This is a genomic window from Caldifermentibacillus hisashii (genome assembly GCF_039654145.1).
Classification (GTDB): Bacteria; Bacillota; Bacilli; order Bacillales; family Caldibacillaceae; genus Caldifermentibacillus; species Caldifermentibacillus hisashii.
On record NZ_CP155467.1, the window covers coordinates 2,840,153 to 2,855,774 of the forward strand.

General features: G+C 36.7%; 16 protein-coding genes. 5 read left to right on the forward strand and 11 right to left on the reverse strand.

Features of this window, described 5'->3' with window-relative positions:
* Positions 1–245: 245 nt before the first annotated feature.
* Entirely contained in the window at positions 246–1,322 is a 1,077-nt protein-coding gene (locus NSQ14_RS13765; protein ID WP_311316014.1) for a M42 family metallopeptidase, read from the reverse strand.
* Between the two features lie 351 nt (positions 1,323–1,673).
* Between NSQ14_RS13765 and NSQ14_RS13770 the strand changes: the two genes are divergently transcribed.
* Entirely contained in the window at positions 1,674–1,988 is a 315-nt protein-coding gene (locus NSQ14_RS13770) for a PepSY domain-containing protein (RefSeq protein ID WP_034771855.1), read from the forward strand.
* 164 nt (positions 1,989–2,152) lie between these two features.
* On the opposite strand, the gene NSQ14_RS13775 is transcribed toward NSQ14_RS13770, so the two are convergent.
* The 3 genes from NSQ14_RS13775 to trmB all read right to left on the reverse strand — a co-directional run bounded on the left by NSQ14_RS13775 (position 2,153) and on the right by trmB (position 4,885).
* Positions 2,153–2,998, reverse strand: coding sequence for a YtnP family quorum-quenching lactonase (locus NSQ14_RS13775; protein ID WP_346216491.1), 846 nt, complete (start codon positions 2,996–2,998; stop codon positions 2,153–2,155).
* A 129-nt stretch (positions 2,999–3,127) separates the two neighbouring features.
* On the reverse strand, positions 3,128–4,000 hold the full coding sequence (locus NSQ14_RS13780) for a YitT family protein (RefSeq protein ID WP_346216492.1): 873 nt from the start codon (positions 3,998–4,000) through the stop codon (positions 3,128–3,130).
* A gap of 234 nt (positions 4,001–4,234) precedes the next feature.
* Positions 4,235–4,885, reverse strand: coding sequence for a tRNA (guanosine(46)-N7)-methyltransferase TrmB (trmB, locus tag NSQ14_RS13785; RefSeq protein WP_041845704.1), 651 nt, complete (start codon positions 4,883–4,885; stop codon positions 4,235–4,237).
* Between the two features lie 215 nt (positions 4,886–5,100).
* Between trmB and NSQ14_RS13790 the strand changes: the two genes are divergently transcribed.
* Entirely contained in the window at positions 5,101–5,379 is a 279-nt protein-coding gene (locus NSQ14_RS13790) for a YtzH-like family protein (RefSeq protein ID WP_034771859.1), read from the forward strand.
* Positions 5,380–5,457: 78 nt separating this feature from the next.
* Here the strand turns inward: NSQ14_RS13790 and NSQ14_RS13795 are convergent, their stop codons facing one another.
* The 4 genes from NSQ14_RS13795 to dat form a co-directional block, all read right to left on the reverse strand.
* Positions 5,458–6,231 (reverse strand): phosphotransferase family protein, encoded by a 774-nt coding sequence (locus tag NSQ14_RS13795; RefSeq protein WP_034771860.1) that lies wholly within the window; start codon positions 6,229–6,231, stop codon positions 5,458–5,460.
* 204 nt (positions 6,232–6,435) lie between these two features.
* Positions 6,436–7,395 carry an NERD domain-containing protein gene (locus NSQ14_RS13800; protein ID WP_251245956.1) on the reverse strand — a complete coding sequence of 320 codons (960 nt, stop codon included), beginning with the start codon at positions 7,393–7,395 and terminating at the stop codon, positions 6,436–6,438.
* Between the two features lie 103 nt (positions 7,396–7,498).
* Positions 7,499–8,059: an RNA 2',3'-cyclic phosphodiesterase gene (gene thpR / locus NSQ14_RS13805; protein ID WP_041902929.1), complete on the reverse strand. Its 561-nt coding sequence runs from the start codon at positions 8,057–8,059 to the stop codon at positions 7,499–7,501.
* A gap of 156 nt (positions 8,060–8,215) precedes the next feature.
* Positions 8,216–9,082, reverse strand: coding sequence for a D-amino-acid transaminase (dat, locus tag NSQ14_RS13810; protein ID WP_034771863.1), 867 nt, complete (start codon positions 9,080–9,082; stop codon positions 8,216–8,218).
* Between the two features lie 874 nt (positions 9,083–9,956).
* Here dat and NSQ14_RS13815 point away from each other — a divergent pair.
* Positions 9,957–10,178, forward strand: coding sequence for a DeoR family transcriptional regulator (locus NSQ14_RS13815; protein WP_041845709.1), 222 nt, complete (start codon positions 9,957–9,959; stop codon positions 10,176–10,178).
* A 76-nt stretch (positions 10,179–10,254) separates the two neighbouring features.
* Here the strand turns inward: NSQ14_RS13815 and NSQ14_RS13820 are convergent, their stop codons facing one another.
* Positions 10,255–10,971 (reverse strand): pseudouridine synthase, encoded by a 717-nt coding sequence (locus NSQ14_RS13820; protein WP_270578639.1) that lies wholly within the window; start codon positions 10,969–10,971, stop codon positions 10,255–10,257.
* 430 nt (positions 10,972–11,401) lie between these two features.
* Here NSQ14_RS13820 and NSQ14_RS13825 point away from each other — a divergent pair, with 430 nt between their 5' ends.
* Positions 11,402–11,662 (forward strand): hypothetical protein, encoded by a 261-nt coding sequence (locus NSQ14_RS13825; RefSeq protein ID WP_346216493.1) that lies wholly within the window; start codon positions 11,402–11,404, stop codon positions 11,660–11,662.
* A 114-nt stretch (positions 11,663–11,776) separates the two neighbouring features.
* Here NSQ14_RS13825 and NSQ14_RS13830 read toward each other — a convergent pair whose 3' ends face one another.
* Positions 11,777–13,387, reverse strand: coding sequence for a putative polysaccharide biosynthesis protein (locus NSQ14_RS13830; RefSeq protein WP_034771868.1), 1,611 nt, complete (start codon positions 13,385–13,387; stop codon positions 11,777–11,779).
* Positions 13,388–13,953: 566 nt separating this feature from the next.
* Here NSQ14_RS13830 and NSQ14_RS13835 point away from each other — a divergent pair.
* The gene (locus NSQ14_RS13835) at positions 13,954–15,231 is read left to right on the forward strand and encodes an NAD(P)/FAD-dependent oxidoreductase (RefSeq protein WP_152618001.1); all 1,278 of its coding nucleotides are present in this window, start codon (positions 13,954–13,956) and stop codon (positions 15,229–15,231) included.
* Between the two features lie 36 nt (positions 15,232–15,267).
* On the opposite strand, the gene NSQ14_RS13840 is transcribed toward NSQ14_RS13835, so the two are convergent.
* A complete protein-coding gene (locus tag NSQ14_RS13840; protein WP_034771870.1) occupies positions 15,268–15,453 on the reverse strand; it encodes a sporulation protein Cse60 in 186 nt (61 codons plus the stop codon).
* Positions 15,454–15,622: the final 169 nt, after the last annotated feature.

The window sequence follows — 15,622 nt, forward strand, 5'->3', positions numbered from 1 at the left end:
TCATTCCTCTTTCTCTTAAAAGAATTTTTGTAAAAAAAGATAGGGTAAAAACAACAGTTCCTACCCGATGGCTTCATAATATATAAATATAGAAAGAACTCAATGATTGGGGGCGTTTCCGGGTAAAGCGGAAAACGTGAGCCCCCTAAGAATAAGGATTTCAATTTACGATCTTATTCAGTTCCGCTGCTTGCGTAAATAGCTTTCGATTAAGCTTGATCAAGGAAATATACGCAAATCGATGGTTATACATTGGCTTTTATACTCGCAACCGTTGTTTTATCAGCGGCTTTGACAAGTTTGATAAGCAATTCTTTCGCTGCCAAATAATCATCAACATGAATAATGGATGCATGCGAATGAATATACCGTGCACAAATTCCGATTACCGCACTTGGTACTCCTTCATTGGCAAGATGAACTTGACCCGCGTCCGTACCGCCACCGGAAACAAAATATTGATACGGTATATGATTCGATTCTGCCATATCTAATATGAATTCCCGTAACCCCCGATGTGTGACCATGGTTGGATCATAAATGCGAAGAAGCACACCTTCACCCAGATGACCAAATTGGTTTTTATCACCGGTCATATCATTTGCCGCACTGGCATCCAAAGCAAAGTATAAATCCGGTTTAATCATGTATGCGGAAGTTCTTGCCCCGCGTAAACCTACTTCTTCTTGAACGGTCGCTCCGGAATATAATGTGTTAGGCAATGTCACTCCTTGAAGCTCTTTTAAAAGTTCAATGGCAAGTCCACAGCCATAGCGGTTGTCCCAAGCTTTTGCCATGATTTTCTTCGGATTGGCAAGCGGTGTAAACGGGCAAATCGGGACAATTTGTTGCCCGGACTTAATTCCGATACGTAAAGCGTCTTCTTTATCGTCGGCACCGATATCAATTAATAAGTCTTTTATTTCTGTTACTTTGTTCTTATTTTCAGTACCTCTTAATAAGTGTGGGGGAATCGAGCCGATCACACCATCCACCGGCCCATTGTCCGTAAATATTTGGACGCGTTGTGCTTGTAATACTTGGGGTGACCAACCACCTAAAGGCTGAAAACGGATCATTCCGTTTTTTGTTATCGCTGTAACCATAAAACCGACTTCATCCATATGACCGGCGACCATAATCTTCGGACCGTCTTTTTCACTATGTTTTATTCCAAAAATACTCCCCAGACCATCTTGAACAATTTCATCCGCATATTTCGTCAACTGTTCTCGCATAAAATTTCGGACAAAATGTTCATTTCCGGAAGTTCCCGGAAGTTCAGTTAACACTTTAAATAAATCCAATGTCTCTTGATTCACATTATTACCTCATTTCTTTAGGATTACGAAAAATATGTACATTGTTTATTTTACAGAACTTTTATCGCTTATGCCATAAAATGAAACTTGAAGAAAATCGGACACTTACGATAAGTGAAACTCCTATCAGTGGGGGTTTTCCACTCCACTAATAGATAGTTAAACCAATCGGACCTTTACGAGCAATTCCCCCATCTATCCTCTTTGTAAACTCGAAAATTTTAAGGTGGAGACTTGACTCGCCGTTAAGGTAGGATAAAAAACCGGTTTTCTTTATATACCAAACTAAAATTAGCTATAGTATTTTATCTGAAAACTAGGTATACTTTTTCATAGTAGGAGGCGAAATGAATGAACAAAAAAAGTTTTCTTGCCGGGATCATGTGCGGAATCGCTTTTGGATTTCTCTCAAGCAAAGCAATGACAGAAAACCGCAGCAAATTTACATCTGAAGAAATTTTACATCTCATAAAAAACACTGCAGGGGCAAATGGGAAAGTGACCGGATCATGGATTATGACTAAACCCGAAACTTTGAATCAAAACTCATTCACATATCAAGCGTACCGTGGCGGGATTACGAAAATAGAAGACAATGATGAAAAACATTTTGAATTTTTAGCCGATGCCAATACAGGGGAAATTTTGGAATGGTCAATCGTTTAAACTACCACTAGGCTATAGGCGTAAGGGTTTTACGCCCATTTTAAAAAAATTTCAAACCGGACATCTCAATATGATACGAAAACCCAGGATTGCTGAAACATCCCTGGGTTTTTTCTTGATAACTCAATCGCCGTTTTAAAGTAATTTTTGCGACAGGTTAAAAATTAATTTTTTTGGATCGCAATCGACTGAACGATATTCCCTTGAATATCCCATTTAAGCGCACGATAAACAGCATCATGATAAAAGGTAAACCAAGCATTATGTTCCTCTGCATAAAGAATCCACTTTTGCTTTTCAGCGATGGAGTTCATTGGATAATCGTCATAGGCCATTACCCAAAGTACATTTTGATGTGCATGTGTCGGTAACAGGTCAGCCAGATGGATGGCCGTTTCCCCCTCTGATTCCATGATTATAATTGCATGACCGTTACTGTGCCCGCCTGTATGAACCATGCGGATACCGGGTACAATTTCTAATTCATTATGAAAGGTTTCAACTTGGTCTTCAATTCCCTTCCAATTATTTTCCCAATAGGTTGATTTTGAGCGTATATTCGGATTCCGCATTTCATCCCATTCCGTTTCTGTACAATAAATGATCGCATTTGGAAAACCGGGTACAAACTTATCTTCTTTTGGTAAAGTTAATCCACTCGCATGATCAAAATGAAGATGAGTCATCAATACCGCATCGATATCGGTTCTTTTCAATCCAAGTTCAGCCAATGATTCATCGATCTTAGATTCCTCTGTAACACCATAATTTCTTTTTTGCTTATCCGTTAATTTTCCATTGCCGATTCCTGATTCGATTAAAAAGCGTTTTCCATTTACTTCAACAAGAATTGGATCTGTTCGGCACTCAATTTGGTTTTTATCGTTAACTGCATATTTTTTCGTCCATAACGGTTTCGGGACAACCCCGAACATGGCCCCGCCGTCCAAATGGGTCACGCCACCATTCAGCCAAGTCAACCTTATTTTCCCAATATGTAATTGTTCCATTCTCCCACCCTTTCCGGAAAACCTTATTTATCAAAATATTAATCTAAAGTTAAATATTATTACAAGTAAAATCTATTTTCCGTCTAGGGGGGTTGGAAAAAAATTAGATTTTTACCAATGATTCGAAAATCAATGAATGCTTTTCTTTTTGAATTGCCCACCTTTTACATCGCTAACATCCGTCATAGCCAAAAAAGCATTCGGATCAAAATAGCGAACAATCGCTTTTAATTTTGCTTCCTCCAAGCGGGTTATCACACAATAAATGACCTTCTTCTCCTCTCCGCTGTAGCCTCCCTCACCGGTGAAATATGTAACTGTTCTCCCTAAACGATTCAACAAAGCTTCACCGATTTCTTTATATTTATCCGAGACAATCAAGACGGATTTCGATTCATTCATACCAACAATAACAATATCAATAACTTTAAAAGCGATAAAGTAAGCAATTAACGAGTAAAATGTACTGTCAATACTAAATACGAAACCGGCGCTACCAAGAATGAAAATATTAAAAATCATAACAACTTGTCCAACAGAAAATGAGGTTTTACTACTGATTAAAGTGGCTAAAATCTCTGTGCCGTCGAGTGCGCCATTATTTCGCAAAACCGTGCCGACACCGACCCCGAGTACGATTCCGCCAAAGATCGCTGCCAACAACGGATCGTCAGTGATTGGCTCAACATGGTGAAATAATTCCGTAAAAATGGATGCCAAAATAATCCCGTATAAACTTTGGAATGCAAACGATTTCCCGATTTGCTTGTAGCCGATGAATAAAAAAGGAATATTTAAAACAACGAGGAAAATACTGAAAGGGATAGGTACAATGAGTTCATCTAAAATTAATGATATACCGACAACGCCGCCATCGATCACTTGATTGGGAACTAAAAATGTTTCCAATCCATAAGCAAATATAATTGCACCAATTGTTATAAATATATAATTCTGAAAAATCTCCTTGAATGAATTTTTTTCTTGATAACGATCAGACATAAAATTCCTTCTTTCCTTATAAAATAAACTTATCTTTATATACTATTATAAAACGAAACTTTTTTATAAGGAAAGAATTTATTATTAAATTTCCAAAAAAAATTTTATGAGCAATATTTTCGTTACGAGAAATAGTCGCTGAAAACTTTGTTTGTCCGCGGCACAGTCAACTTATTTGGCAAACTAATCATACGGAAAACCAAACATTACAAAAAATAAAATCTATCTAAATTTTTATTTGCTAATTGTAGGAAATTGCACTTCACAACGATAAATCCGATTCCCTTTTTGTAAAAATTTCTCTTCATATTCGGTCATTATATTCCCTTGAAAATCACTATTGTGTAAATCAAGGCTAATATATTTCAATTTCAGTCCGTATTCAGAAAAACTAATAAGGGAATATTCAAACAAAGCTTGATTATCTGTTTTAAAATGCAGTTCGCCTCCACTAACCAAAACCTTCGCGTACATGTCTAAAAATGATTTATAAGTAAGCCTCCGCTTCTCATGCTTATTTTTTGGCCACGGATCGGAAAAATTTAAGTAAAGACGGTCAATTTCACCCGGACCGAAAACATCAATCAATTTTTGGGCATTCATATTGAGCAATTTTAAATTCGGTACTTCAGCTTCAATGGCACGGTCCAATGCCGAAACAATCACGCTTGTATACGCCTCAATCCCGATATAATTGATTTCAGGATTCGCCTTTGCCATTTCCGTAATAAAACGCCCCTTTCCCGTACCAATTTCTATATGAATAGGGTGATTATTACCAAAAAGGTCATGCCATTTTTCCTTCCACGTTTCCGGATGATGTACAACAAATTGCGGATAGTTCAACAATTTTTCTTTTGCCCACGGTTTATTTCTTAATCGCATCTTGCCACCTCTTTTGTTAAATGTATTACTTATTTTTGCATCAATCATTAAGTATAAAAACTGAAATTTGTTATATGATAAGAAAAACAGCAGCGCCAACTTAGCGACGTACAAATCGATCGGCTAAAAGCGCAATGCTTTGTTGATACAGCTTAAAGGCCCTGACGCCGAAGTTTTCTTTATATTATAAAAGATCTCATCAAGGGGGAATCATGATGCCTATCCAATACACTGATCAAATGAATTTGTTAAAAGATATTTTACAAAACCATTCTAAAGATTGCTGCGGATCTGTATCAGAATGTGAACAAATTGAACGACTCGCCAAGGCTTTGATGGTTAATCAAAATATTGATCAAACCGGAAAAGCAATACTAAGCGAAATTTATTCATACGGTCAGAATGGAAAATATACCCAACATCTTGATGAACATATATCAAATCACCAAGATCAATTAAACTCTTGGGTAGACCAGATTAATCAATTCAGTTAGTTCAATTCAGATAACGTGAAAAAATCTCCCTGACTTCGAAATTAGGGAGATTGTTTCAGTCGGTTTTCTTCGTACATCTTACTTGATTGTGTCTAAATATTCAAGCCAAAATACACGATCTTTTTCATTTCCTTTACTATCAAAAAATTGAATCGATAAGAGCGTCTGATAATAAACATACCATTTTAAACGATTATAGATGGAATCAGTCAAGTATATCCCATAATTATTTAACCAATTTTCCCATTCATCCTCGGGTACGTACCAATATAATAACGGTCCAAGATCGAAAGCCGGATCCCCGATAATGGCACTTTCCCAATCAATTAAAAATAATTCATTCTCATCGGTAATCATCCAATTATTATGATTCATATCTCCATGGCAAACTGCCCAATTATTCGGTCGTATTTCAGGTACATGTTGCTCCAAGTAACGAATCGTCTTGGAAATAGCGAATTCTTTTATTAAGTTCGCATTAAGTTTGCTCTGTAGTTGAGTAAGTAATATTTCAGGGGAAAAAGGTGTTTTTCCTAATCTTTTCATCATTGATAAAAGAGGCTTTGAACGATGAATTTTTTTTAATAATTTGGCAACATCTTCACCACTCATATCATTCGGTTCAAGTTTTCTGCCCTTGATCCATTTTTGTGCAGTAAACACATCCCCACTTTCCGACCGCTTTGTCCAAATCAATTTGGGAACAATTCCTTCAGCAGAAAGCACGGCCAAAAATGGTGATGAATTTCGTTTTATAAATAGTTTTTTGTTTTCATGAGAAGCGATGAAAGCCTCACCTGTTAAACCGCCGGCCGGTTCTAACACCCAACCATTTTCAAGTATATGTTCCACCGTGTTCACCCTCAATGCTGCTCTTTGGTCCCTAATAATGCATCGTATATAGAAAAGAAAAAATGATAAAGTTGCCGTTCAATAATAGTGACTTTATGATTGTATCCCTTTGTGAACGTTTGCGTCAAGTCAAAATTTCCTAAATCCTGCCATATGGAATATATTTACACAAAAATGCGAGCGCAAACTTTGTAGTGGGATGATTTAGTAAATTCTTGACTTGGAAACAGAATGACAATGAATAAGTAAAGCTCTGGCCGCTTTCAATTGTCCGTTTTTCATTGGTGCTTTAAATTCTCGCATTCTTTCAAACCATTCGGGATAGTTCCGATGGTCAACCAATGTAATTCCGTACGGAGCAGACGGAAAATCAATGAAACCGTTGCGGCTGATCAATACTTTTGATATCGGAAAATCAATATTTGCTTGCTTCCATATTCCTTTTATAATCGATTCCGTACGATTTAATGCAATAAGTGGGTTTAAAAATTTTTTCCGTTGATGATTAACCCTTTTTTCCCAAAAATGGTCTTCCGAGCCTATATAGACTGCTTGATCCTCTGATTCTATAAATTTTATACAAACAACTTCCAACGGGGTTAACAAAATGGTCTCGGTTTGAATCTCGGCCTTTTTTAAAGAAAATACCGGTTTATACAAAAATAAAAATGTATCCGGGAACCGTAACATAAAATATTTCAGGTTTTTTTCCCAAAAATAAGAAATGTCGACATTCGATTGTTCAAAAACGGTTGAACTTGCCCACTGAATTTGTACTTTAAATATTTCCTCCAAAAATTGGTACTTTAACTCGTCAACTGTTTTAGGCATTGTTTCAAACTGGAATGGAAATCTGTTCATGTTCGCGTCTTCATCGTCTATTATTGTCCATTCCTTGACTTGACCCGCAGCATCTTCCTGCCATTCTTCTTTATTTTTTGTAAATACCGATTTCATTTTTCCCCAGATTTTTTCCTTCCCTGACGGTTCTTCAGTCGCTGTACTAATTATTTCAGGGCTTGAATTTACTAATACGCCTTCATCCCAAGCTTTATACAATTGCTGCCACTGCAATCTTTTCAAACGAATAAAGCGGGAAGGATATTTATATATATCCAGTTCATATCTGGAAACATAGTCTTGCAGTTTTATCAATTGTCCCATTATTTCTACCCTTCCTTTTTAATACATCAGAAAAAATACTGAAGAACAGCCTATACATACGCTTTATTGTCCGGTCACAGACGGCATGTTCTTTTTCTTACCATCAAGCATCCAGTTGAAACACATGATATTCTTTATATTTTGGCGTTTGATCAAGATGTGTTTCATATAAAACAATTTGATTAACAGAAAATGAAAAAGATTTCCGGAAGCTATACAGATCCAGCAGGTTCATTTGGAAAGGATCGGTTCCACCCCATTTTCTGGCTAATGTAATATGAGGGCGGAATGGTTTTTTATCAAGAGAAAACCCGAGTTTTATACATTGATTATACACGTTTTTCTGTATACCTGTTAACCGTTCACAAGTTTTAACATCCAGCCAAAAAATCCGCGGTTCCGTCGCCTTTCCAAATGTCCCCAACTGATGAAAAGTAAGCTCAAATGGTTTTTCTTCCTTTGCGATTTTTTCAACAGCAGCGATTGCTCTTTCTAACATTTCTATTTCTTGATCCCCTAAAAAAGCAAGGGTGATATGATAATCTTCGGGATGGACCCAACGTTTAAACGGAAAATGCTCTTTATTCGTCATAACCCATTGGTGAATAAATTTCTTCGCTTCACTCGGTAATTTTACGGCAAAAAAATAATGATTCCCTTTCATAATGGTACTCCCTCGTACATTTTTATTCATTATTTATTGTACACCAAAAAAGGGAGTAGTACTCAAAGATTTATAAATAAACAAACTGTAATTGTTAAAAAATTATCTTATCTTTGGCCATTCCGTTTCGTGTAGAAGTATATTTGTAAGAGACAATTATTCCACCTTGCTTAAAAGATGACCACATTCATGCTCTATTTCTTGTTCAAATAATGTTTGAAGTTTTCTCGTTACATCCCCTGGCGTCCCGTTTCCAATTTTTACACCATCTACTTCAACAATCGGGATGATTTCCATTGTCGTACTCGTTAAAAACAGCTCGTCGGCATTTTGTAATTGTTCCACAGTAAAACCGGTTTCTTCATAAGGCAGTTGGTTGAAGTCAAGCAATGAAATTACTTTTTGTCTGGTAATCCCATTTAAAATAAATTGATTAGCCGGATGAGTAAATAGCTTCCCGTTTTGAACCATCCATATATTGGTCGAACTACCCTCTGTAATGATGCCATCTCGATGTAAAATTGCTTCCAGACAGCCGGCATCCGTTGCTTTTTTCTTTGCCAAAACAGCTCCTAACAAACTGATCGACTTTATATCACAATAATGCCAGCGTAAATCCTCCGTAATAACGGCTTTCCCCCCGGTTTTCATTAAATCAACCGGACGAGTACCGGGCATAAGATAACCGATCAAGGTGGGTGAAACCGTTTCAGGAATAACATGATTTCTGGGAACTACACCTCTTGAAATTTGCAAATACAGATTACATGTAGAAGCATTCTCTTGTTCAAGCAAATTGATAATTAAATCCGTTATTTCTTGTTTAGAATAAGGAATCTCCATATAAATTTTTTGGGCACTTGCATAAAGCCGATCAATATGCTCTTTTAATGTAAAAGGCTTTCCATTGTAAATCCTGATTACTTCATAAACACCGTCACCAAACTGAAATCCGCGATCCTCAATATGAATGATCGCTTTTTCCCGATCAACAATATGACCATTAAAAATAACTTTTCCCAATGTTCTCCCTTCCCTTCGTTGAAATCAGCCTACATTTAAGTGAAATCTCACCTTTGCTGGAAATTTATTCTTAAACGTATAAGAAAATAACCTATTACCATTCAAACATCTATTGAATGAATTTCTTTGAATATTTTATAACATTATTCATATAATGGCAAAAAAGGAGGTGAATATTTTATTAGCTTTCTATTAAACTTCCGAAAATCTTACGTAACTATTAGAAAAGACCGTCATTACATAATTCTTGACAATAGAGTGAGCCTTCCATCAGTGGGGGTCTCATCCTACTGATGATTAGTTAAACCAATCGAGCACTTACGGCACTTATCTTCCCCCTCCTTTCCATCTTTGACTTTCTTTTAACCATAAGAGGAAGTTTTAGTGACCGTTTGTGTGGACAAATTTAACAAGATATTCAACAATTTGTTCAAAAAAATTTATTTTCTAATAATATAAAAAGACTGGCAATTTAAATGTCAATTCGTTATAATATTAGTATTACATTTTCCATTTATCAGAAATCAATGTCATGAAACCTCATGATATAGCTATTGAGATGATATGAGGAAAAATATTTTCTTAGATATGAATGGTAAGCAAAAGTTTTTAGTCGAGCCTTATCCTAATGTGAAAGTAATTTATTGGAACATGCATTGTTAGTAAAAATCCTTATCAAAACAAATGGTTCTATGTGCTGTATTACTCCATTGAGAAGTTAGGTTTTACTAAAATGGAAAAGGTGCAATTAGGAGAAGTTTGCGTAGATAAGAACCTGCCGACGATAGTTGTGCAGAGTCTCAGAGAACAGGGATGCTATTCCCCGTTGTCGTTTGCAGTTCGCCAATTAATAATTTTATAGGGGTGTGGTTTTTTGAAAAACTCAACAGACCGAATGCTAACTCGAATCAAATCCGTATACATGTTTATTTATGAAAACGGAACGGTGTCAACACAGGAATTAGTTGACGAGTTTGGCACGACTCCTCGGACCATTCAAAGAGATTTAAATGTTTTGGCATATAATGGCTTAGTTACAAGCCCAAGCCGAGGCAAATGGACAACGACAGATAAAAAAGTGAGAATTTCATCTTAGATATAAAGATTTATATAGGGATCGCCTTTAATTGGCGATTTTTTTCAGCCCGCACTTCATAATTATAAAAAACAGGTCATTGCCTATTTTTCAGAAGATCGATTTCTTCATCGGTCAGTTCTCGATATTCCCCTTCAGCTAAATCCCCATCCAGCTTAATCGGTCCCATGGAAAGCCGCTTTAGATAAACTACTTTTTTTCCTACCGCTTCAAACATGCGTTTCACTTGATGAAATTTCCCTTCTGTAATCGTCAATTCAATTTCCGACCGAATTTCACCGCTCCGTAAAATATTGAGTTGAGCAGGCTTTGTGACATAACCATCATCAAGCTTAATTCCGGCTGCAAACGCTTTTTTGTCTTCCTCCGTAATGGTTCCATCCACTAATGCATAATACGTTTTCGGTACATGCTTTTTCGGTGACAACAGCTGATGCGCCAATCCCCCGTCATTCGTTAGAAGCAACAGACCCACTGTATCTTTATCGAGTCGTCCAACGGGAAAAGGCTCATAAACAGCATCCTCCATTCCTAACAAATCAATCACGGTTTTCTCACGGACGTCTTCTGTCGCGGAAATCACACCGGCCGGTTTATTCATCATTAAATAAATATATTCTTTGTATTCAATTTTTTCCCCATAAACAGTCATTTCATCTTTTTTTGGGTCGACATGAGTTTTCGCATCTGTCACGGTCTCTCCATTTACAGTTACCACCCGATTCTTTAATAACTTTTTCACTTCTTTCCGGCTCCCATAGCCGATATTTGCCAAAATTTTATCAATTCGCATTTAACAGCCTCCTAACGTCTTTCGGCTATAATGACATTCTTCCCATGTTTTTACATAGGAAAAGATATTGGACCCTTTAATGACCACAAATTAGCCAATATACTCTTTCATCCACATGCAAATTTCTTAGCAAACGATATTTTTCGATTGCACATTAGGGTAAAAATTCTTAAAACCATTCCCTAAATTTAAAGCAGACCATATATTTTTTTCCACGAATCAGGCTAAATTTTCTTAACTCCATTCCCAAAAATTTAAAGCAGATCATATATTTTTGCCCATACTTTAGACTAAATTTTCTTATCTCCATTACCAAAAACTTATTAAAGCAAACCACCTCTTTTTTAATCAAGAATTAGGCATTCCAATCAGTCCCTTTTAGTTATATGCACATACACTAATTACTGAGATTATAGAGGAGGTTATGTTTATGATTGATTACTACCGGCAATATCAATTTCCCGGCCAAGGACAATTTCCAGGAATGGATCAATTTCAAACCCCGGGACAATTTCCGGGACAGGGGCAATTTCAAACCCCGGGGCAAACCGGACAATTTTCCCCCGGCTTTCCGGGAACAGGTACACAAACCCGAATTGACAGATTAGAAAGGAATGTAAACCGTTTGGAACGGGAAGTCGACCGCTTGGAAAACCGACTTCGCAGAGTAGAAAGACGTTTAGGTTTTTAATTTGAAAAGTTCAGGACACGCACCTAGAGACATCCAACCAGGTCAGCTAAAGACATGATTCGTCAACTAACGATCAGCGGGGGAACGATTTCCTCCGCTGATGTAAGTTTGACTCTAACTAGATAACTTCTTTTTCAAACTTTGCATTTGTTCAGGAAACAAGAAATACAATAAGCGTGACTTGAAACTCAAGTAAAAATAAATAACCGCTCCAATTATTGTACAGACCAAAATAATCAGTAATGACATGGATTTTGTTTCCGGTGCTATGAATAGGGTGATTAGTTTATAAAACAGAAAAACAGAAATACCCATAATTACATTAAATATAATAATCAAAATCCCCCGTCGGAATACAAGACGATATTTATAATTGGCAAAATATTTTATCACGATCAAATTGATTATGATTGTGACTGAATATCCGATAACGGTAGCATAAATCGCCCCGAACGTTTGAAATCGCTCAATCATCGGTGTATTTAAAATAAGTTTAAACAAAAGCCCTAACAACAAGCTGAACACCGTAAATTTTTGTTGATTTAACCCTTGTAAAATCGCAGCGGTTACGGAAAATAGGGCAAAAAGGATGGCAACCGGTGCATATATCATTAAAATTTTGGTACCGAATGGATCCGGCTTATAAAAGAATGTATAAAACGGTTCGGCCAAAATAGAAATTCCAATCGATGCAGGCAATGTTAAAAACAATAACACTTGAAACGTTTGATTCATTTGTGATTTCAATTGCTTTTCACGATGATTAACAAACGCATCGGTAATTGATGGGACAAGCGAAACGGAAAAGGCGGTCGCCAGTGATACAGGGATAATGACAATTTTATGTGAATTTACGTTTAAAGCTGCAAGACTTGCATCAGCAATTTTTGCCAAACCGATATTTGCCATTGCCTGATTATGGATTAACTGATCGACTAATTGAAATAAGGAATTCGCGATCCCAACGACAACAAACGGAATTGCCGATATAAAAATCTCTTTATAAATCTCTTTTAAGGATATTTGAATAGTTCCCTTATCTTTTCGTAACAATTCATCCAAATACGGTTTTCGCTTATACCAATACCATAGTAAAACAATTAAACTGCCGATCGCACCAACAAAGGCTGCAAATGTCGCCACTTGGACAGCTGTAACAACAGAACCATGAAATACTTTTAAAACGACAAGTGCCCCGATTAAAAGAAATGCAACCCGAACAATTTGCTCAACGACTTGTGACACAGCAGACGGTCCCATGGATTGATGCCCTTGAAAGAAACCACGTATGAGACTCATAAACGGGACAATGATTAATGCAAAGCTGACTGCCCGAATAACTGACACAACATCATCAGACTTTATTATTTGATCTTTATCTGCAATGATAATATCAGCAAATGTCGGAGCCAATAAATAAAGAATGATAAATGAAGCCAAGCCTGTCAAAAGCATGACAACCAAGCCTGACTTAAATAATTTCCGCCCAACACCATACTCTTCCAAGGCATTGTATTTGGAAATAAACTTGGAAACAGCTAAAGGAATGCCCGCCGTCGCAATACTAATAAAAATCGTATACGGTACATATCCGTAATTATAGAGTGCGTTACCATTATCTCCAACCAATGCAAAAAAAGGAATTATGTATATTAAGCCAAGAAATTTTGAAATATATGTACCAAGGGTCAGAATAAACGTACCCCGCATAAATTTTGAACCCATACAATCCCAACCTAACAGTTTTTCTCTTTTAATAATATTATCTGCTCAACATTATGACAAATTTTTACGTTAAAATACACTAATCTAGTTTACATGTTTTTATATTGAATTGACAATTTACTTTTATATTTTTTGCGAACTTTTTAGGGATGAAGCAGATTGAACTGCTTTTTTTATTTTTCTGTCGAAATTCAAGTGATTTGTTGTTGAATTTTTCCTTCCGTAGTTGAATTTGAGGAATCTGCTGATGAATTCGATAGGTTGCTGTTGATTATAGGTGCCCTGCTGTTGAATTTTTCATTTTTACTATTGAATTAAGGCTTGTTTGCTGTTTATTTTTCTCTTTTTACTGGTGAATTAGATGGGGGGACTGTTGAATAAATTAAGATATCTTACGGTTGAATTCGGCAGCGGTACTGTCAAGTCGCCATGGGAACTGCTGATTTCACCCTGTACGATCACCCACCTTGATCTATCAGTAAAAAAACTTAAATCCACTTTCTTTCTGATTTCCCCTTTTATATAATGAATGAAGTTATAACCTGATAATGAAAAAGGTGATTGTTTTGAATGTAGATGTATTCGTAATAGGTGGCGGTCCGAGTGGATTGATGGCGGCAATTGCAGCAGGAGAAACAGGGGCGAACGTGTTGCTTGTCGATAAAGGTGATAAGCTTGGTCGAAAGCTTGCTATTTCCGGTGGCGGGCGCTGCAATGTAACAAACCGTCTTCCGGTTGATGAAATTGTTAAACATATTCCCGGGAACGGCCGCTTTCTTTACAGTGCCTTCTCTATTTTTAACAATGAGGACATTATAAAATTCTTTGAAAATTTAGGTGTGAAGCTGAAAGAAGAGGATCACGGACGGATGTTTCCGGTCACAAACGATGCAAAATCAGTCGTCAATGCATTACTGAACCGATTGAAAGAACTTGACGTAATGATTAGAACAAATACCCCTGTTGCGGATATCAATTACGAAGACGGTCATGTGGCAGAAGTTATTTTAAAAAATGGTGAAAAAATAAAGGCCCGCTCTGTCGTTGTTGCGGTCGGCGGTAAATCGGTCCCTCACACCGGTTCTACAGGTGACGGATATCCTTGGGCGGAAAAAGCCGGACATACAGTAACTGAACTCTACCCGACAGAAGTTCCTTTACTTTCGGATGAACCTTTTATAAAAAATCGTACATTACAAGGATTATCGCTTCGAAATGTAGCTTTATCGGTATTAAATCCAAAAGGAAAACCGATTATTACCCATCAAATGGATATGATTTTTACCCATTTCGGTATTTCCGGACCGGCTGTTTTACGGTGCAGCCAATTTGTCGTTAAAGCAATGAAAAAATGGAATCTGTCACATGTAACCATGAAACTGGACACAATTGTTGACCGGACCGAAGAAGAAATTTTTCAGGAAATTGTTTCTCATGTAAAAGAAGAAGCGAAAAAAGCGGTCAAAAATGCTTTGAAAGGTCTTTTACCGGAACGTTACCTTTTATTTTTATTGGAGCAAGCAGAAATTGACCAAGACCAGCCGATGAACACCATTGCAAAAGAGAAGCTCCGAAAGCTCGCTCAACTTTGTAAAGATTTCCGCTTTACTGTTAACGGTACCTTACCTTTAGAAAAAGCCTTTGTAACAGGCGGTGGAATTTCTATAAAAGAAGTCGAGCCAAAGACAATTGCATCGAAAAAAATGGAAGGACTTTATTTTTGCGGGGAAATTTTGGATATTCACGGCTACACAGGGGGATATAATATTACGTCGGCTCTTGTCACCGGAAGACTTGCAGGCTTAAATGCGGCAAAATTTGCTTTAAAACTGGAAAACGAGTAAAAAACCAGGAGCACTGTGTTCCTGGTTTTTTTCAACTCATTTCCGATAAATAACCATAGCCGAAAAACAATAGATTTGATCTTCATCATCTTCTTCATACATTGCCGCAACATGATATTTAATATCTATTAGCTGATCTTCATCAAGTTTTCCTAAAAAATTATTCATTTCATGTTCCAAGTCTTTTTCATGTTCATAATCGAATACCTTTACCTTGACCATTTTCCTTTAACTCCTTTTTTACAGTATAGGAAAATATAAAAATATTGGTGAAAAAGTAGACTAAGTTTTATTGTCCGGATTTACAAGAGAAGTTCCGCCAACAAACAAAGCACTTTCACTATTGTTATTTTCATCATGGCCAAGTTATCCGAATTTTATAACACTTTAT